Annotated in this window: 19 protein-coding genes; 10 read left to right on the top strand and 9 right to left on the bottom strand. The window is 44.0% G+C overall.

What is annotated here, in order from left to right:
• The first annotated feature begins 94 nt into the window (after positions 1–94).
• The gene (locus KOD92_RS16075; RefSeq protein WP_215234596.1) at positions 95–904 is read left to right on the top strand and encodes a UDP-2,3-diacylglucosamine diphosphatase; all 810 of its coding nucleotides are present in this window, start codon (positions 95–97) and stop codon (positions 902–904) included.
• Here the strand turns inward: KOD92_RS16075 and KOD92_RS16070 are convergent, their stop codons facing one another.
• From KOD92_RS16070 to KOD92_RS16055, 4 genes are all read right to left on the bottom strand, one after another.
• Positions 905–1,654 carry a carboxypeptidase-like regulatory domain-containing protein gene (locus tag KOD92_RS16070; protein WP_215234595.1) on the bottom strand — a complete coding sequence of 250 codons (750 nt, stop codon included), beginning with the start codon at positions 1,652–1,654 and terminating at the stop codon, positions 905–907.
• Between the two features lie 174 nt (positions 1,655–1,828).
• Positions 1,829–2,662, bottom strand: a complete 834-nt coding sequence (locus tag KOD92_RS16065; protein ID WP_215234594.1) for a phosphatidate cytidylyltransferase — start codon at positions 2,660–2,662, stop codon at positions 1,829–1,831.
• The gene (locus KOD92_RS16060) at positions 2,634–2,855 is read right to left on the bottom strand and encodes a putative signal transducing protein (protein WP_215234593.1); all 222 of its coding nucleotides are present in this window, start codon (positions 2,853–2,855) and stop codon (positions 2,634–2,636) included. The genes KOD92_RS16065 and KOD92_RS16060 overlap by 29 nt, the downstream gene beginning before the upstream one ends.
• Positions 2,856–2,861: 6 nt before the next feature.
• Positions 2,862–3,839, bottom strand: a complete 978-nt coding sequence (locus KOD92_RS16055) for a CPBP family intramembrane glutamic endopeptidase (RefSeq protein WP_215234592.1) — start codon at positions 3,837–3,839, stop codon at positions 2,862–2,864.
• 108 nt (positions 3,840–3,947) lie between these two features.
• On the opposite strand from KOD92_RS16055, the gene dusB reads away from it, so the two are divergent.
• The 4 genes from dusB (at position 3,948) to frr (ending at position 6,833) form a co-directional block, all read left to right on the top strand.
• The gene (gene dusB / locus KOD92_RS16050) at positions 3,948–4,937 is read left to right on the top strand and encodes a tRNA dihydrouridine synthase DusB (RefSeq protein ID WP_215234591.1); all 990 of its coding nucleotides are present in this window, start codon (positions 3,948–3,950) and stop codon (positions 4,935–4,937) included.
• Complete coding sequence (locus KOD92_RS16045; protein WP_215234590.1) at positions 4,931–5,467, top strand: acetyl-CoA carboxylase biotin carboxyl carrier protein subunit; 537 nt, start codon at positions 4,931–4,933, stop codon at positions 5,465–5,467. Before dusB ends, KOD92_RS16045 begins: the two co-directional genes overlap by 7 nt.
• 62 nt (positions 5,468–5,529) lie before the next feature.
• The gene (gene pyrH, locus KOD92_RS16040) at positions 5,530–6,249 is read left to right on the top strand and encodes a UMP kinase (protein ID WP_215234589.1); all 720 of its coding nucleotides are present in this window, start codon (positions 5,530–5,532) and stop codon (positions 6,247–6,249) included.
• Positions 6,250–6,272: 23 nt separating this feature from the next.
• Positions 6,273–6,833, top strand: coding sequence for a ribosome recycling factor (gene frr, locus KOD92_RS16035; protein WP_215234588.1), 561 nt, complete (start codon positions 6,273–6,275; stop codon positions 6,831–6,833).
• Between the two features lie 93 nt (positions 6,834–6,926).
• Here frr and ychF read toward each other — a convergent pair whose 3' ends face one another.
• Both ychF and KOD92_RS16025 read right to left on the bottom strand, forming a co-directional pair.
• Positions 6,927–8,027, bottom strand: a complete 1,101-nt coding sequence (gene ychF, locus KOD92_RS16030; protein WP_215234587.1) for a redox-regulated ATPase YchF — start codon at positions 8,025–8,027, stop codon at positions 6,927–6,929.
• Positions 8,028–8,188: 161 nt separating this feature from the next.
• Positions 8,189–8,539, bottom strand: a complete 351-nt coding sequence (locus KOD92_RS16025) for a DUF3276 family protein (protein ID WP_215234586.1) — start codon at positions 8,537–8,539, stop codon at positions 8,189–8,191.
• Between the two features lie 237 nt (positions 8,540–8,776).
• Between KOD92_RS16025 and KOD92_RS16020 the strand changes: the two genes are divergently transcribed.
• The 3 genes from KOD92_RS16020 to KOD92_RS16010 are packed head-to-tail and all read left to right on the top strand — an operon-like array spanning position 8,777 to position 11,367.
• Positions 8,777–9,232 (top strand): septal ring lytic transglycosylase RlpA family protein, encoded by a 456-nt coding sequence (locus tag KOD92_RS16020; protein WP_215234585.1) that lies wholly within the window; start codon positions 8,777–8,779, stop codon positions 9,230–9,232.
• Positions 9,233–9,247: 15 nt separating this feature from the next.
• Positions 9,248–10,162: a DUF58 domain-containing protein gene (locus KOD92_RS16015; protein ID WP_215234584.1), complete on the top strand. Its 915-nt coding sequence runs from the start codon at positions 9,248–9,250 to the stop codon at positions 10,160–10,162.
• Positions 10,163–10,212: 50 nt separating this feature from the next.
• Positions 10,213–11,367 (top strand): hypothetical protein, encoded by a 1,155-nt coding sequence (locus KOD92_RS16010; RefSeq protein ID WP_215234583.1) that lies wholly within the window; start codon positions 10,213–10,215, stop codon positions 11,365–11,367.
• A gap of 2 nt (positions 11,368–11,369) precedes the next feature.
• On the opposite strand, the gene radA is transcribed toward KOD92_RS16010, so the two are convergent.
• Positions 11,370–12,740 (bottom strand): DNA repair protein RadA, encoded by a 1,371-nt coding sequence (gene radA / locus KOD92_RS16005; protein ID WP_215234582.1) that lies wholly within the window; start codon positions 12,738–12,740, stop codon positions 11,370–11,372.
• Positions 12,741–12,905: 165 nt separating this feature from the next.
• Here radA and KOD92_RS16000 point away from each other — a divergent pair, with 165 nt between their 5' ends.
• On the top strand, positions 12,906–13,616 hold the full coding sequence (locus KOD92_RS16000) for a porin family protein (RefSeq protein ID WP_215234581.1): 711 nt from the start codon (positions 12,906–12,908) through the stop codon (positions 13,614–13,616).
• Between the two features lie 164 nt (positions 13,617–13,780).
• Here KOD92_RS16000 and KOD92_RS15995 read toward each other — a convergent pair whose 3' ends face one another.
• Positions 13,781–14,179, bottom strand: a complete 399-nt coding sequence (locus KOD92_RS15995; RefSeq protein WP_229254701.1) for a LytR/AlgR family response regulator transcription factor — start codon at positions 14,177–14,179, stop codon at positions 13,781–13,783.
• 341 nt (positions 14,180–14,520) lie between these two features.
• Here KOD92_RS15995 and pheS point away from each other — a divergent pair, with 341 nt between their 5' ends.
• On the top strand, positions 14,521–15,561 hold the full coding sequence (pheS, locus tag KOD92_RS15990) for a phenylalanine--tRNA ligase subunit alpha (protein ID WP_215234580.1): 1,041 nt from the start codon (positions 14,521–14,523) through the stop codon (positions 15,559–15,561).
• A 39-nt stretch (positions 15,562–15,600) separates the two neighbouring features.
• Here pheS and KOD92_RS15985 read toward each other — a convergent pair whose 3' ends face one another.
• Positions 15,601–16,332, bottom strand: a complete 732-nt coding sequence (locus KOD92_RS15985) for an esterase family protein (protein WP_215234579.1) — start codon at positions 16,330–16,332, stop codon at positions 15,601–15,603.
• Positions 16,333–16,367: the final 35 nt, after the last annotated feature.

Here is a 16,367-nt window from a genome sequence, read left to right as displayed (position 1 = left end):
ATTAATTGAGTTAGCGGCGATGAGGCTCAGGGTGGGTATTTGAATGGTCATTTCCTGCGAAGATCGTAACTTGCGTCCCATTTGAAAGATTCACATGAATTATCAGTTCGAGACAAGGAGCATTACTTTACAACCCGGGAAGCGCATTTATTTTTCTTCGGATTATCATCTGGGAGTTCCGTCGGCAGCCAGCAGCCGCGAGCGGGAGAAGCTGATCGTCGAGTGGCTGGAATACATCGAAGCGGATGCGCAGACCATTTTTCTGGTTGGTGATATATTTGATTTTTGGTTTGAATATAAAACCGTAGTGCCGAGAGGATTCGTCAGGCTACTTGGCAAGCTGGCCGAATTATCTGATAAAGGCATTGAGCTGATCATTTTTACGGGAAACCACGATATGTGGATGTCAGGTTATCTGACGGAAGAACTTGGTGCGGCTATTTACCGGAATCCAGTCAGTTTCAACTTCATTACAGCAAAAGGTACTACCAAAATGCTTGTCGGCCACGGTGACGGACTTGGCCCGGGGGATACCACTTACAAGTTTTTGAAGCGCATATTTGAGAGTCCGTTTTTCCAGCTGATATTCCGCTGGACGCACCCTGACTTTGGGATCTGGATCGCCACAGCCTGGTCAAAAAGCAGCCGCGCGGCAAATGTCAACAAGGGTGAAGAACGTTTTTTAGGAGCAGATAATGAGTGGCTTTTTCAATATAGCAGAGAGGTACACGCGCAAAATCCGCATCAGTACTATATATTCGGGCATCGCCACCTTACACTTGATATGCAGGTGGCTATTGATTCAAGATATATTAACCTGGGAGAATGGGTTACCCAGCAACATTATGCCGTGTTCGACGGTAACCGAATCGATTTAAAGAAATTTACTCCTCAGCCCGCGTGATCAGTTTGCGGCGTTTTTCTTCGGATTTTCTCTTTCAGATGAAGGGATGAAATCTTCTTTCTGAATATTCTCACGCGGCGCCGCATTCAGGTCTTTGCGCCAGTCTTTTTGTTTCAAATCACCTTTTTTAACAGACTTAATGAAGTTAGCCCAGGCAAACGGATTTAAGAATGGAAACGTAGTGGCAAAGCCTTTTCCCGCTACCGATTCTCGGCCAAACATGAGCTGATCCATGGAATACCGGTAGTTGGTCTGCGCATTGTTCGGGACCTGTGCGGCCATTCTGTTAATGTAATCAGGATCCGTACTTCTCGCCAGCGCGTCACGATCGGCTTGATCGGGTAATTTCAATTCCAGGAATGCTTTCTTGAATTCTTCTTCGGTTGAATAAGGATAAATGGTTACGCCTGAGAGTGTTACCACATCTTCACGAAGGGCCACAATAGCCGAGTAAATGTCGGAGTTGTAGTTTCTAGGCACAATATGATACTGATTTTTAAAACCAACATATCCAAAAACGATACTATCACCGGGGAAAACCTTAATCGTAAAAGATCCGTCGCTTCTTGATAATGTACCACGGCCGGCGTTGACAATAAAGATCGTCGCGCCCGGCAGGATCTCGGTTTGCTTTCCACCTACAACCATCCCCGAGAACGTGATCGCTTTATGTTCTCCCTGCGCAAATACTTCCTGACCAGCCAGCAGCCCTGCGATCACCAAAAACAATATCAAAAAACTACGTTTCATTCGTTCAAGATTATACTTAAAAGACCACTATATGATAATTACTCTGGCCTTCAAAGTTTCATTTTTTAAATGCTGATAGACCTTTTCGCTTGAAGTGTGTTAAAAAAATGTTCCCTATTAAAGAACGACCCGCAGTCGGGAGGATTGCCTGCTGCTGATATAAAGGCGGAACAGTCAGGAAAATAACTTTAAAAACGTGACTATAAATGGAGCGGAAAGCAGCAGACCATCGAAACGGTCGAGAAAACCGCCGTGGCCGGGAATACTGCTGCCGGAATCTTTGATAGCAATACTGCGCTTAAAAAGTGACTCCACCAGATCCCCGTAAGTACCTACAACCACGATAATAGCACCAATGCAATACCACTTCCAAGGTTCGAAGGTACGGAAATAATGCCCCAATGCAAATGCGATAAAGGCTGCAAAAACGGCACTTCCAACAGCTCCTTCCCAAGACTTTTTAGGCGAAATCCGCTCAAAAAGCTTCCTTTTCCCGAAATTTGTTCCTGCAAAATAACCACCAATATCCGAGGCCCAGAGTATCAGAAGGCTGCCCAGCACGATCTCATAATTGTACCGCCCGCCTCGCATCGCCATTACGATGATCAATGCAAAAGGCAGCGCCACATAGATGATCCCGAGAAAGGTAAAACCGATATTGGTAAACGGTTTCAGATCATTCTTTTTATAGAGCTTGATAAAAAAAATCATCGACAACAAGGGGCTGATAATGAAGTAGTTTTCAAACGGAACAATGTCCTGCTCTATCAAGTACGCAAGTAACATCATAACTGTGCCACAGAAAGTACCATAATATGTAAGCGGCTGATTTCCGTCGAGCCCCAGGAGCTTGTAAAATTCAAGCTGGGTAAGCGAACTGATCGTGCAGAAAAGCAGTAGAAAGGTTAGTTCATTGTAGAGAATGCAACCGATAATTACAAATACGCCAGCGAGCGCTGTGATGGTTCTTTGCTGTAAATTACTCAGTTTGCTTAATCGAGTCTTCATTCATTAATATCGTTTGAGCCGTAGGTAAGTCGCTGACAGGCACGTGCACTTCGCACATACCGAAGATAAGATAACTGCTATCCTTTTTATTGACAATAACCGCCGGAATCCCATTTTGCTCTAATATCTCACGTGCTATCTCAGCCCTGATCATTTGGTCGCTTTGATATGCTTTTACCCAATTCTCCTCCATATTCATTTAAATTTTAAAGTCCTGTTCACGCTGCACTGTCCCTTGCCTGCTCACATTTACCTGCCTGATAAACCGCAATATCGCCATTGACATGAAGAATGAAAGCGCAATCAGCAAAATCGGCATTGATTTTGTTTCTTCAATATCAATTTTAATAATACCAAGATTGCGTAAGTACATCATTACCAGCACAAATCCATTGTTAACGAAATGTGCTAATACTGCTACCCAGAAATTACCTGTCCAGTAAAATAAGTAACCGAACAAAGCGCCGAGCAGCATTCTTGGGAGGAATCCGTAGAACTGAAAATGTATCGCACTGAAAATGGCGGCCGAAACCCAGATCGCCAGATGTCCGTTGCCGGTAAGCCGCTGTATTTTGGTTTGCAGCACCCCGCGAAACAGCGCCTCCTCACCCAATGCGGGCAGCAGCGTTACCACAAATAATGCGATCAGAAGCTGACTGAAACTTTTGTAATTTGTGATAAACTCGGTCATCACCGAAAGCTGATCTTCCTTATGCCGCATCCAGCGTTCAAGTCCGGATAATGCCTCAGGCAGTTTCATCGACGCATTCATTTCTATAAACAAACTATTGACAGGAATGAAAACGAGGACGAGCATAAACGCCAGTGCCCAGATAATAGCAGGCGGATTCTTGGTAGGACTGATGTCGCTAACCGGCTTTCTTTCAATATAAAGCCAGAAAAGCAGTGAAGGCAGCAGATAGGAAAAGAAATGGACGGTACCCTGCAAGATCATTAATGCATTCCAGCCGTTGGGTACCTGTGCTGGATTTGTGATCAGGTGATTGAGAATTACAGTGACACTTTCCTGTTGGGAAGAAAAAAGCAGCGCCAGAACTGCTACTGCCAGGATATTCCCTACTGCCATTCCAATGAGCACGAACCCAATCAAAACCAATAAACTGCCCCACGCTGTGGACGGTCGGGAAACCACCAGATCCTGATTACTATTTTGCATAATTGGTGTAAATTTACAGTTTATTATCAATTTAAAAATAAGCGCTTAACAAACAAGAGCTTCAAAAACGCTACTTAAAACAGCCGTTTTAAACACTTTTCAACAGAAATGGTTAAGATTGGAAATATAGAACTGAGTGATTTCCCACTGCTCCTCGCTCCGATGGAAGATGTAAGCGATCCTCCGTTCAGGGCGGTGTGTAAGGAAAATGGGGCCGATCTGATGTACACCGAATTTGTATCGTCCGAAGGGCTGATCCGCGATGCAGCAAAAAGCGTGCAAAAGCTGGACATATTCGAATACGAGCGTCCGGTGGGCATTCAGCTTTTCGGGAGCGACGTGGAAACAATGGGCTCTTGCGCCGAAATCGCTTCCCGCGTAAACCCCGACCTGATCGACATTAATTATGGCTGTCCGGTAAAAAACGTAGCCTGCCGCGGCGCAGGAGCCGCTTTATTGCAGGATGTGCCGAAAATGGTGAAAATGACGGAGGCGGTAATTAAGTCTACGCATTTGCCGGTAACAGTCAAAACAAGGCTGGGCTGGGATGAGAATACCAAAAATGTACAGGAGGTTGCGGAGCGTTTGCAGGATATTGGAATTAAAGCACTGTCTGTTCATGGTCGCACGCGGGTGCAGATGTATAAAGGCGAGGCAGACTGGTCATTGATTGCAAGAATTAAAGAGAACCCCCGCATTACTATTCCGATATTCGGTAACGGCGATGTGGATACACCCGAAAAAGCGGTGGAATACAGAAACCGGTTTGGAGTGGATGGCATTATGATCGGCCGGGCGACGATCGGGAATCCGTGGATTTTCAATGAAATAAAACACTTCATGAAAACCGGCGAAAAACTAGCTCCGCCTACAATGGAGCAGCGCGTGGATGTGTGCCGGAGACACGTCGAATTTTCTATCCGCTGGAAGGGGCCGGTAGCCGGTGTTTTTGAAATGCGCAGGCATTATACTAACTATTTTAAGGGTATGGAGCATTTCAAACCCTATCGTATGCGGTTGGTCGAAGCGATGACATTTGACGAACTGGATTATATTCTTAAAGAAATAGCCAACAATTACAGCGAAATCCTATGCTGAAAATAACGGTTGCGACCGATGCAGTGACTGACAACATCCCGGCAACCGGCGGGACCAGCACAATGGATATTAGTCGTAAACCGGAAGGCTGGCTGATTGGTGAAACGCTATTTGACGGAGATATTGTGCAGATCAGCGAGAACCGGTACCACCTGATCTGGAAAAACAAATCCTACAATATTGAAATACTGAGCCGCGAGCCCGCAGAAAAGTCTTTTCACCTGCTCATCAACGGAACGGAATATTTTACCACCGCCAAAGACAAGCTGGACCTGTTACTCGAAGGAATGGGGCTACAAAACAGTGATTTAAAAAAGGTAAATCATATTAAGGCGCCTATGCCGGGGCTTATTCAATCCATAGCAGTTGCCGAAGGAGATCAGGTCAGTAAGGGAGATATTCTGCTGGTACTGGTTGCGATGAAAATGGAAAACGTAATCAAGTCTGCCGGAAATGGCATTGTGAAGTCACTTAAAATAGCTCCCGGTGAAATTGTTGAAAAAAACCAGGTATTAATGGAGTTTCAATAAATAGCTTGGTAATCTGGACTCTGTCCGCTTATTTTTACGGGCAAAAACACCGATATCTAATCATGCCCGAACCAAAATACAAACGTTTATTACTTAAATTAAGCGGTGAAGCCCTTAATGGTGGCGATAAGGCCCAGGTGATCGATTTTAACATTCTGGATAATTACGCAAACGAGATTAAAAGGATCGCCGATGTCGGAGTCCAGATTGCGATCGTAATTGGGGGAGGAAATATTTTTCGCGGCGCATCGGTAGAAAAGTCCGGGATTGACAGGGTACAAGGCGACCATATGGGTATGCTGGCCACGGTGATCAATGGAATGGCTATTCAAAGTTCTCTTGAAAAACATGGTATTCAAACGAGATTGATGTCTGCGATCAAGATGGAGCAGGTTTGCGAACCTTTGATCCGTCGCCGCGCTATTCGTCACCTTGAAAAGGGGCGGGTAGTCATTTTCGGAGCGGGAACAGGTAATCCTTATTTTACAACAGATACCACAGCCGGTTTGCGCGCTATTGAGTCGGAGTCAGAAGTTGTTTTGAAAGGTACCCGGGTTGACGGCGTTTACACAGCTGATCCTGAAAAAGACTTCACTGCTACCAAATATTCCAAGCTAACATTCGACGAGGCGCTGTCTAAAAACCTGAAAATCATGGATTTGACAGCATTTACGCTTTGCAAGGAAAATAATCTCCCAATTATCGTTTTTGATATGAACAAGCCAGGAAATCTATACGATCTGGTGATGGGAGAAAATGTAGGAACACTTATATCGAACTAGGAGAATAGCATATTTATACAACAATGGAAGAAATAGAATTATATCTGGAAGACGCCAAAGAAACCATGGAAGGCGCTATCAAACACCTCATCATTGAGTTGGGTAAAATACGGGCCGGAAAAGCGTCGCCGCAAATGCTGGAAGGTCTTCAGATCGAATACTACGGTTCAATGACTCCTTTGCAAAATGTGGCTACTATCAATACGCCTGACGCAAGGACGATTGCGATCAAGCCTTTTGAGAAAAAAATCATCAACGAGATCGAAAAGGCTATTCGCAATGGAAACCTGGGCTTTTCGCCTTCAAACGATGGGGAAATGATCCGGATATCTGTGCCGCCTCTGAACGAAGAACGCAGGAAAGAACTGGCGAAAAGAGCGAAGAACGAAATCGAAACCGCGAAGATCAATATCCGTAATATCCGTCAGGATGCTAATAACTCGCTTAGAAAGCTGACTAAAGAAGGTGTTGCAGAAGATTTGATAAAGTTAAGCGAAGACCGCGTTCAGAAATTGACCGACGGATTTGTTGCAAAAGTGGAGCAAATTTATTCTGCCAAGGAAAAAGAAATAATGGAAGTCTAGTCCCAATTCGCTTGTATATAAAAATGCCCCCAATCAGTTTTTTACTTTTTGGGGGCATTTTTTATAGCTTCTATTTAAAACAAAATCCGGTTTTTAGACATTGAACCGGAAATGCATAATATCTCCGTCGGCAACTACATATTCTTTTCCTTCCACAGCCATTTTGCCAACTTCCTTCACGCCGGCCTCAGTTTTATATTGCTCATAATCAGCAATTTTGATAACCTCTGCACGAATAAATCCTTTTTCAAAATCACTGTGAATCACGCCCGCAGCCTGAGGTGCTTTCCATCCCTTCTCGATCGTCCAGGCACGTACTTCTTTCACGCCGGCAGTAAAGTAAGTGATCAGGTTCAAAAGTGAATAGGAAGCTTTGATTAGTTTGCTCAAACCGGATTCCTTCAAACCATATTCACCCAAAAACATCTCGTGCTCCTCCGGATCCTCGATTTCAGAGATCTGAGATTCGATAGCGGCGCAAAGGATAATTACTTCCGCACCTTCCATTTTAACTGTTTCTCTCAGTTTCTCAGAATATTCGTTGCCTGTCAGCATTGAACCTTCGTCCACATTGGCTACGTACAATACCGGCTTGGCAGTAAGCAGTTGCAGGTCGCCGATCACAGCTTCCTTGGTCTCGTCGTCAATTTCCAGACTTCTTGCATTATTTCCCGCTTCGAGGGTCGATTTATATTTTTTCAACCATTCCAATTCAGCCTTCGCTTTGGCATCACCGGCGCGTGCGCCTTTCTCTGTACGTTGTATTTTCTTGTCAACCGATTCCAAATCCTTCAATTGAAGTTCGGCGTCGATGATTTCTTTATCGAAAACAGGATCCACACGACCTTCTACGTGCACCACGTTTTCATCCTGAAAGCAGCGAACAACGTGCACGATAGCGTCGACTTCACGGATATTGGCCAAAAATTTGTTCCCCAAGCCTGCGCCCTGGCTCGCACCTTTCACGAGGCCGGCAATATCCACAAACTCAATAATGGTAGGGATTACTTTCTGAGGCTTGACAAGGCTGGTAAGAATTTCCAGGCGCTCGTCGGGTACGGTCACGACGCCCACATTGGGTTCGATAGTACAGAATGGATAATTGGCAGCTTCGGCTTTTCCGGTAGAAATGGCATTAAAGAGAGTGGATTTCCCAACATTTGGCAACCCAACGATCCCGCATTGAAGACTCATAGATTAGAAGTATGCAGTGAATAGCAGGCACTCTTCTTATTGTAAAGCAAAGAACTCCTGACTGCTAAATTAAATTTTTTGCAAAATTACCATTTAGCGAGTACAAAAACCAAAAGCCTTCGTAATTGATTGCGAAGGCTTTTTATATTAAAGTAAAAATTTTAGTCCCACTTAAGATCCGACTCCCCTACTACTGCGTCAACCTCGTCGGCCTTGGCTTCAAACTGAGAGAAGTCAACTTCCGGCATCAGCTCTGTTTTCACGTGATCTACGGCTTCCTTCAAGGCATCTACGAACTTATCAAAGTCCTCTTTGTACAAAAACATCTTGTGCTTTTCGTACGTAAATCCGTCTCCCTGAGGATGGCGGCGGCTCTCTGTAATGGTGAGATAATAATCGTTAGATCGCGTAGAGCGAACATCGAAGAAGTAAGTCCGTTTTCCTGCCCTAACCCTTTTGGAGTAGATTTGCTCTCTGTCTTCCACTATGCTTAGTTTTAAATAGGTTTCCAAACGCTAAAATATAAAGTTTATTGCTGCGAACAAAAAAACGCTGACATATTAGCGCTGCCCCGACTGAGATTTATACTATTTTATATTTCGTTTGCACTTTCACCATAGTTTTTGTTCGGTTCTTCGTTTTTTATATTACTTTTGAAATTCCGGGGTATTCAATTCCCACGAATAATCCGGTAAAGCGTATCAAATAAGGATTGTATTCCTTATTATGTTCCACTTAAATCCTGAGATATGACTTATCGTCGGACTCTGATTCTCATCTTGTTAGCTTTCGCAGCAGCAGCGCCTGAAACAATTGCCCAGGTTAAACTAGGCAAAACGGAAACCGGAAATGCTTCTTATTATGCAAGCCGGTTCAATGGAAAGAAGACTTCTTTTGGAGAAGTGCACAAAAGCAGCCAGCTGCTCGCCGCCCACAGAAGTTATCCACTGAATACAATGCTAGAAGTGACGAATTTGAATAATGATGAGAAAGTAATTGTCAGAGTTAACGACAGAGGCCCATTTGCAAAGAACAGGATTGTCGACCTAAGCAAAGAAGCAGCAAGATTATTAGGAATAGTTACTCAGGGCGTCGCCAATGTATCTGTAAGGGTTGTAGGAATGGAAGGAATGGTCTTACTTGAATCCTACGAACATATTGACCCAAAATCCGGAAAAGTGATCGCAATGCGCGGTAAACAATAAATCTGACTTTTTTCAATGAGTAACCGGCAGCTTGATTTAGCCAAAGTCAGAGAATTCGGGAACCTCGAATTTCTCGCTAAACAGCTCGTCGAAGGATTTATTACCGGATTACACAAATCCCCGTTTCACGGCTTTTCAGTCGAATTTGCAGAACATCAGCTTTACAATACGGGAGAATCTACCCGTAATATAGATTGGAAAGTATTCGCGAAAACCGATCGGCTTTACGTCAAACGGTATGAAGAAGAAACCAACCTCCGCTGCCATATCTTGCTAGACACTTCTTCTTCCATGTATTACCCGGAAGAAAGTTATGGCAAAATGACTTTCAGCGTAATGGCAGCTGCCAGTCTCACCTATTTGCTTCAAAGACAGAAAGATGCGGTAAGTCTCTGTACCTTTTCAGAAGGAATAGAAATTCAGACCGCCGTTAAATCCACGCCTTCACATGTTCACAAGATCATGCTGGAACTGGAAAATCAGCTGGCGGCAAAACGCCCACTTCAAAAAACCTCGGTTTCGGAAATTCTGCACCAGATCGCCGAGAAAATTCACAAACGTTCACTGGTCGTTATTTTCAGTGATATGTTCGATAATCTGGAAGATGCGGACAAGATCTTCTCTGCACTTCAGCATTTGCGCCATAACCTCCACGAAGTTTTACTCTTCCACGTAACGGACAAGAAGACGGAGGAAGATTTTGCTTTCGAAAACCGGCCTTATGAATTTATTGATCTTGAAACGGGTGAAAAAGTGAAGGTACAGCCCGATCAGGTCAGAGCGTCTTATAAAGAATTTGTCAGCGATTTTTACACAAAACTCAAACTGAAATGCGGCCAGTACAAGATCGATTTCATTGAGGCGGATATTGCAAAAGGCTTCGACCCTATTCTAATGGCGTATTTAGTGAAACACTCCAAAATGAGGTGATTTTTTAAGTAATTTGATAGCAAATTCCTCTCTTCGGTTCCGCTATCTCTATGAAAAAAAAATTTACGCTCAGCTATCTCACGCTTACTTTACTCTCTATTTTCTTACTTATCAATTGTAAATCAGCTGAAAAGTCGCTCAAAAAAGGTGAGTTCGATGAATCGGTATTGCGGGCGGTTGATAAAATAAAAAGTAATCCTTCGCACGGCGCTTCCCTCGAAGCACTCAGGCAAGCGTATCCGCTGGCCGTCGATCAGCACCGAAAAGTGATTGAAGTACACAAAACATCGGAAGATATATTTCACTGGGAACCTCAGCTGGAAACATACGTCAAACTCAACAGACTTTACCGCGAAATCAGCTCCTGTGCTGCTTGTGTCAGTGTGGTCACTCCTGTTGATTTTACAAATGACGAAAAGCTGGCCAGGCATAATGCAGCGAGTGTGCGATATAAAGAAGGTACCAGCTATTTGAAAATAGGCGATCGCGAAAATGCCAGGCTCGCCTACGCGCATTTTGAGAAAGTAGACGAACTGCTTCCGGAGTTTAACGACAACAAAAAGAAATTGGAAGTAGCTTACGAACTGGCATCGTTCAAGGTGGTGGTGGAACAGGTACTTGTGACTTCGAAGCGGTACCAGCTTAGCAATGAGTATTTCCAGGACCGGGTGAATGAATACCTCCAAACGAACAAGCGGCTTAACAAATTCGTCCGCTTCTACTTGCCGGAAGAAGCCGCCGATATTGACCTGAAACCCGATCACGTAATCAAACTTCAGTTCGACGATTTCGTGGTGGGCCAGACGATGATTGAAAAGAATACGGAGACTTTTACCAGCAAGGATACGGTCAAAGTAGGCGAAAAGACGGTAGGCCGAACAAAGGTGCCGATATATGGAAAAGTGACTGCAAAATTTACACAAATACGGAAGACGGTACTTTCTGGCGGATTGCTGGATATGCAGATTACCGATTTTAGTACCAAACAAGTAGTCAACCGGGAGAAGTTTAACGGAGAATATAACTGGATGTGTGAATGGGCTACTTTCAACGGCGACGAACGTGCCTTAACCCCGGCCCAACTCCGGAAATCGAAGAGTCAGGAGCTGTTACCTCCTGACCCTCAGCAACTTTTTGTGGAATTCAGTAAACCGATTTACGAAAGATTGACCAGCAAGCTCAAAAGCTTTTACGCAAAATATTAATCCTAGTTCAGGAAAAGCGACATGAAAAGCTGGTCCAAGTGCGCTACCGGAATAATTTCAATGCTGTTTCTTTTTAGATCCAAACCTTTGCTATTGTATTTCGAAATATAGATTTTCTTGAACCCCAGCTTTTCTGCTTCTGAAATACGGTTTTCAATGCGATTTACGGCCCTCACTTCACCTCCTAACCCTACTTCCGCAGCGAAACTGATCGAAGGCGGGATGTATTTATCTTCATAAGAAGAAACAAGTGACGCCACTACGGCCAAGTCTATTGCTGGATCTTCTACTTTTAGTCCGCCCGCTACATTCAGGAATACATCCTGCGTGCCTAATCTGAAACCTCCTCTTTTTTCGAGTACGGCCAGTAACATCTGCAATCGTTTGGCGTCGTAGCCGGTGCTGCTTCGCTGCGGCGTTCCATAGGTTGCAACGCTTACAAGTGACTGAATTTCAATCAAAAGCGGCCGGTTACCTTCCATCATCGAACCGATCGCGATGCCGCTGACCGGTTCGTCGCGCTGGGAGATCAGGATCTCCGAAGGGTTACTGACCTGGCGAAGCCCCGATCCGTGCATTTCGTAAATACCCAACTCGGAAGTGCTGCCGAAGCGGTTTTTCGCAGTACGTAAAATACGGTAAGTATTGTGCCGGTCGCCTTCGAATTGCAAGACTGTATCGACCATATGTTCCAGGACTTTGGGCCCGGCAATGGAACCATCTTTGGTAATATGCCCGATCAGGAACACCGGAACGCCCATTTCTTTGGCATACTTCATGAATTCAGCCGTGCATTCACGTACCTGCGAAACGCTGCCGGCCCCGGATTCGATGAAGGTTGACTGCATTGTTTGTATTGAATCGATGATCAAAACATCCGGCTTGAAATCGTCGATCTGGCGGAAGATGTTTTGAGTATGTGTTTCGGTGAGAATAAAACAGTTTTCACTTTTTGCGGACATTCGTTCAGCCCGCATTTTGATCTGCTGGTCCGACTCTTCGCCGGAAACGTACAGCACTTTTTTATTGGCAAGTGTCAATGCGATTTGCAGCATGAGCGTGGATTTGCCGATACCGGGCTCGCCGCCAATCAATACCAATGAACCTTGCACAATACCTCCACCCAATACCCGATTCAGCTCGTGGTCAGAAGTTGTGATCCTTGGCTCATTCTGGTATTCGATCTCTGCAATTGCTCGCGGCCGGCTGGCCAGGTTGACAGACTTCCAGGCAACGGCGGTTTTTGGATCTTCCTTTTCAATTACCTCCTGAACGAAAGTATTCCACTCTCCGCAGGATGGACATCTTCCGACCCATTTGGGTGAATTATACCCGCATTCCTGACAGAAGTAGGCAGTCTTGGCTTTGGCCATAATAGAATAATCTAATTTATAATTATATGCTGATTAACGAATAATGCAGACTTTTACCTGAATATTTGGATGTTTCTACCACAAAATCAAAAAAAATATAGGTAAGGTATAGTTTTTTATTTTTTGGCGTTATTATCCGGTTTTACTTAAATAATGATATTATCCATGAACACACTGACAAAAGTAGCTTGTATTTGTTTGTTATGCATTGCAGCGGTCGGGTCGGCACAGGCACAGAAAAAAGGGTTTGCATTTGGGATCAAAGGAGGCGTAAATCTATCGCGCTTAACCATGGGAGATGTTTTTACGACGCGTTATGACGATGCCGGCAATCCATATCTGGGATATAACGGCCAGGAGGTGAAAGACAATTTAAAACAAAGCTTTAATACAAAAACAGGTGCAGTAGGTGGGGTTTATGCAAGGTTTGGCCGCACGCTTTTTATCCAGCCGGAAGTATTGGTTTCTACAAAAGGCGGCTCCTTTGATATTATCGAAATGGGCAAGGAACAGCCGGTTACTAAAACAGTTAATATTAAATACAGCAATATCGATGTGCCTTTACTGATTGGTCTGAAAGGCGGACCTTTCCGGATTTTGGCTGGCCCGGTAACTTCGTTCCGTATCGGCGATAATCAGAAATTGAGAGATGCTTTCAAATACTACACATCAGATCTTAACAATTCTTTATCTCAGGCAACATTCGGTTACCAACTGGGCGCCGGCCTTGATCTGGGGAGTTTTAGTCTGGACGTAAGAAAGGAAGGTTCCTTTACCAATATAGCTTCATTCGAAACGAGCGGCGCAAATGCCAGTGGCGATGTGAAGCAGAAGATCAGTTCCTGGCAGGTGACGCTGGGGTTGAAGATTTTTTAATTTTGAATGACTGAATGACTGAATGATTGAATGTTAAATTATTCAGTCATTCAATCATTCAATCATTCAATCATTTAATTATTGCCCTTAAACAAAACGAGCAGCCTTCGATCAAGCGATGGCTGCTGTTTTTATGAATAACCCACTAATTTAATTCACAAGATCTATGCGCTGATTTGGAGCGAAGTGTGATCCAGAAATCCGGAAACCTCTTTGATCTTTCTTCTCGAAACCGCTACCTCTTTACCACAGGATAATTTCAGCATTCTGTCATCCTCCATTCTTTCAACGATGTAATCGGCATTCACTAAGTAGGATTTGTGAACGCGCATGAAATTTGGATTGAGCAGCTCAGCTAATGATTTTAAAGTTTTGGATACCAGATACTTCTTTCCGGTGTTCGTATATATAAATGTATAGTTTCCTTCACCTTCCAGGAAAGTGATTACGTCGGGAGTCAAATAGATGGTGCGGCCCATTGATTGTACTGAAATTGAAGAACGGCTGTCGCTGTAAGTCCTTTCGACCAAGTTGGTGCGGATAAATGGTGTGTAATTTTTCATGGGAACGTATGACTAATATGTTTGATTGGTTGATTCAAAATTAGTCAATAGTGCACCTCAAATAAAATACGTAAAAGTACGTATAAAAATATAATACTCTTAATATCAAATAGTTACCTTTTATTCGAAAAGCAGAAAGCGTAACCGACCTTAGCAAAATGCGTAATTTTACGTAGTCCGAAAAACGTCGCTTGCAGGAAAAAATCGACTAAAAACGGTACGTAGCTATCGTCACCATTTAATGCACCTCCTAACTTTGATTATCTTTGAATGCATTTTGTCGCCCTGCTCAGCTCGGAGTGGCAATTTTGAGTATCGTTACCACCAATAATCAATGCGTTATGATTACCGAAAAGGTAAAGGAATTAGTATCCGAAATTGAGGCGGCCTCAGTGACCAGCAAAGAACAGCTGGAAGCATTCAGGTTGAAATATATCAGTAAAAAAGGTGCGGTAACCGAGCTTTTTGACGGACTTAAAAATATTCCCCAGGAGGATCGCCGCGCAGTTGGCCAGGAATTGAATACACTTAAAAACCTGGCGCAGAATCGTTTTCAGGAATTTTCTGCTACGCTTGAAAATACAGAAGCGGCAAATCCGGAAATGCTTATTGACCTTACGCTGCCGGTTGCTCCCCATTTACAAGGCAGCCTGCATCCGCTGACTATTGTGCGGCGCAGGATCATTGAGATTTTCGAGCGAATGGGCTTTAACGTTTCCTACGGACCGGAAATTGAAAAGGACTGGTACAATTTCAGCGCATTGAATTTTGCCGATAACCACCCTGCGCGTGAAATGCAGGATACTTTCTTTATATCGAAAAGTGAAGGTGAAGTAAAAGACGATGTGCTGCTGCGGACGCACACCTCGAATGTTCAGGTGCGGTTAATGGAAAAACAAAAGCCACCGATCCGCTCCATTATGCCGGGAAGGGTTTTCCGGAACGAGGCGATTTCAGCGCGCGCGCACTGCGTTTTTCACCAGGTGGAAGGGTTATACGTTGATAAAAATGTGAGTTTTAAGGATCTTAAAGACACTTTGTACCACTTCGCCAAGGAAATGTTCGGCAAAGATTCCAAAATCCGGTTGCGTCCTTCTTACTTTCCGTTTACGGAACCGAGTGCGGAAATTGACGTAACGTGTTTTATATGTAAAGGAAAAGGCTGCAATGTATGCAAATACAGTGGCTGGGTAGAGATCGCAGGTTCAGGTATGGTTGATCCAAATGTGCTTGAAAATTGCGGGATCGATAGTGAAGAATATACCGGATTTGCATTCGGAATGGGCATTGAGCGGATTACGATGCTGCGATACGGGATCAATGATCTCCGGTTATTTACAGAAAACGATGTACGCTTTCTGCGGCAATTCGAAGGAGCTTAATAAAAAGGGGGCAGCCAAACACTGCCCCTTTTTCATAGATCAAAATCTTGTTTCCAGGTAATGCGGAAGCATTTTTCTCCAAACCCACCATTCGTGCGGCATATCGCTGCCCCAGATATCCAATTCGTGCGGAACATTTTTAGAGGCCAGGATCGCAGAGATATGCTTCGAGTAATCCGGCACTTCATAGGCACCTGAGCCTGTCACAAAATGAATGTGGCGACTATCCCTGTACATAGACAAATGCCACTCCGCTTTTAATTGCGGCAAATAGTGCACCGGAGAATTGAAATACACATTATCATCATAATATCCGTCCGTGTAAACGCTCAGATCATAACAGCCACTCATCGCGATGATGCCGTTGATATAATCCGGGTGCTTGAAAAACAGGTTTGCTGCGTGCATTGCACCAAAAGAAGCACCGCCTGCGATGATTTCGTTATTTGGACTTGTACTCTCCTTAATAAACGGTATTACCTCTTTAATTACATAATCATTGAACAGCTGGTGTCTCACTGCCTTCTCATATCCGTTCATATATGGATTCAGCCAGCTTTCCGAATTGATACTGTTAATGCAGTAAACTTTTACTTTCCCTGCATCAATAAAAGGTCGGATACTCTCAATTAATCCGTTTTGTTCATATTCCAGATAGTCGGAAGCGGCGGTAGGAATCAGCAAAAGCGCAAATCCGTAGTGTCCGTAAACTGCAATATTCATGTGTTCGTTAAGCGCCGGACTAAACCAACCGGTGACCTCGCGTTGCATCGTTTTTTAGCATTTAAGTTACTGAATTCTATTTA

It is taken from the genome of Dyadobacter linearis, from assembly GCF_907165045.1.
Taxonomy (GTDB): domain Bacteria; phylum Bacteroidota; class Bacteroidia; order Cytophagales; family Spirosomataceae; genus Dyadobacter; species Dyadobacter linearis.
The sequence above is the reverse complement of the archived record's forward strand: the minus strand, read 5'-3'. Positions and strand labels throughout refer to the sequence as shown.

What these genes read in the sequence shown, in the direction of transcription:
- KOD92_RS16055 (WP_215234592.1), bottom strand. Translation starts at nt 3,839, where the DNA reads ATGCAAAATAGTAATCAGGATCTGGTGGTTTCCCGACCGTCCACAGCG.
- KOD92_RS15985 (WP_215234579.1), bottom strand. Translation starts at nt 16,332, where the DNA reads ATGCAACGCGAGGTCACCGGTTGGTTTAGTCCGGCGCTTAACGAACAC.
- KOD92_RS16000 (WP_215234581.1), top strand. Translation starts at nt 12,906, where the DNA reads ATGAACACACTGACAAAAGTAGCTTGTATTTGTTTGTTATGCATTGCA.
- radA (WP_215234582.1), bottom strand. Translation starts at nt 12,740, where the DNA reads ATGGCCAAAGCCAAGACTGCCTACTTCTGTCAGGAATGCGGGTATAAT.
- KOD92_RS16045 (WP_215234590.1), top strand. Translation starts at nt 4,931, where the DNA reads ATGCTGAAAATAACGGTTGCGACCGATGCAGTGACTGACAACATCCCG.
- KOD92_RS16015 (WP_215234584.1), top strand. Translation starts at nt 9,248, where the DNA reads ATGAGTAACCGGCAGCTTGATTTAGCCAAAGTCAGAGAATTCGGGAAC.
- KOD92_RS15995 (WP_229254701.1), bottom strand. Translation starts at nt 14,179, where the DNA reads ATGAAAAATTACACACCATTTATCCGCACCAACTTGGTCGAAAGGACT.
- frr (WP_215234588.1), top strand. Translation starts at nt 6,273, where the DNA reads ATGGAAGAAATAGAATTATATCTGGAAGACGCCAAAGAAACCATGGAA.
- ychF (WP_215234587.1), bottom strand. Translation starts at nt 8,027, where the DNA reads ATGAGTCTTCAATGCGGGATCGTTGGGTTGCCAAATGTTGGGAAATCC.
- KOD92_RS16010 (WP_215234583.1), top strand. Translation starts at nt 10,213, where the DNA reads ATGAAAAAAAAATTTACGCTCAGCTATCTCACGCTTACTTTACTCTCT.
- KOD92_RS16020 (WP_215234585.1), top strand. Translation starts at nt 8,777, where the DNA reads ATGACTTATCGTCGGACTCTGATTCTCATCTTGTTAGCTTTCGCAGCA.
- dusB (WP_215234591.1), top strand. Translation starts at nt 3,948, where the DNA reads ATGGTTAAGATTGGAAATATAGAACTGAGTGATTTCCCACTGCTCCTC.
- KOD92_RS16065 (WP_215234594.1), bottom strand. Translation starts at nt 2,662, where the DNA reads ATGAAGACTCGATTAAGCAAACTGAGTAATTTACAGCAAAGAACCATC.
- KOD92_RS16070 (WP_215234595.1), bottom strand. Translation starts at nt 1,654, where the DNA reads ATGAAACGTAGTTTTTTGATATTGTTTTTGGTGATCGCAGGGCTGCTG.
- KOD92_RS16075 (WP_215234596.1), top strand. Translation starts at nt 95, where the DNA reads ATGAATTATCAGTTCGAGACAAGGAGCATTACTTTACAACCCGGGAAG.
- KOD92_RS16060 (WP_215234593.1), bottom strand. Translation starts at nt 2,855, where the DNA reads ATGGAGGAGAATTGGGTAAAAGCATATCAAAGCGACCAAATGATCAGG.
- pyrH (WP_215234589.1), top strand. Translation starts at nt 5,530, where the DNA reads ATGCCCGAACCAAAATACAAACGTTTATTACTTAAATTAAGCGGTGAA.
- pheS (WP_215234580.1), top strand. Translation starts at nt 14,521, where the DNA reads ATGATTACCGAAAAGGTAAAGGAATTAGTATCCGAAATTGAGGCGGCC.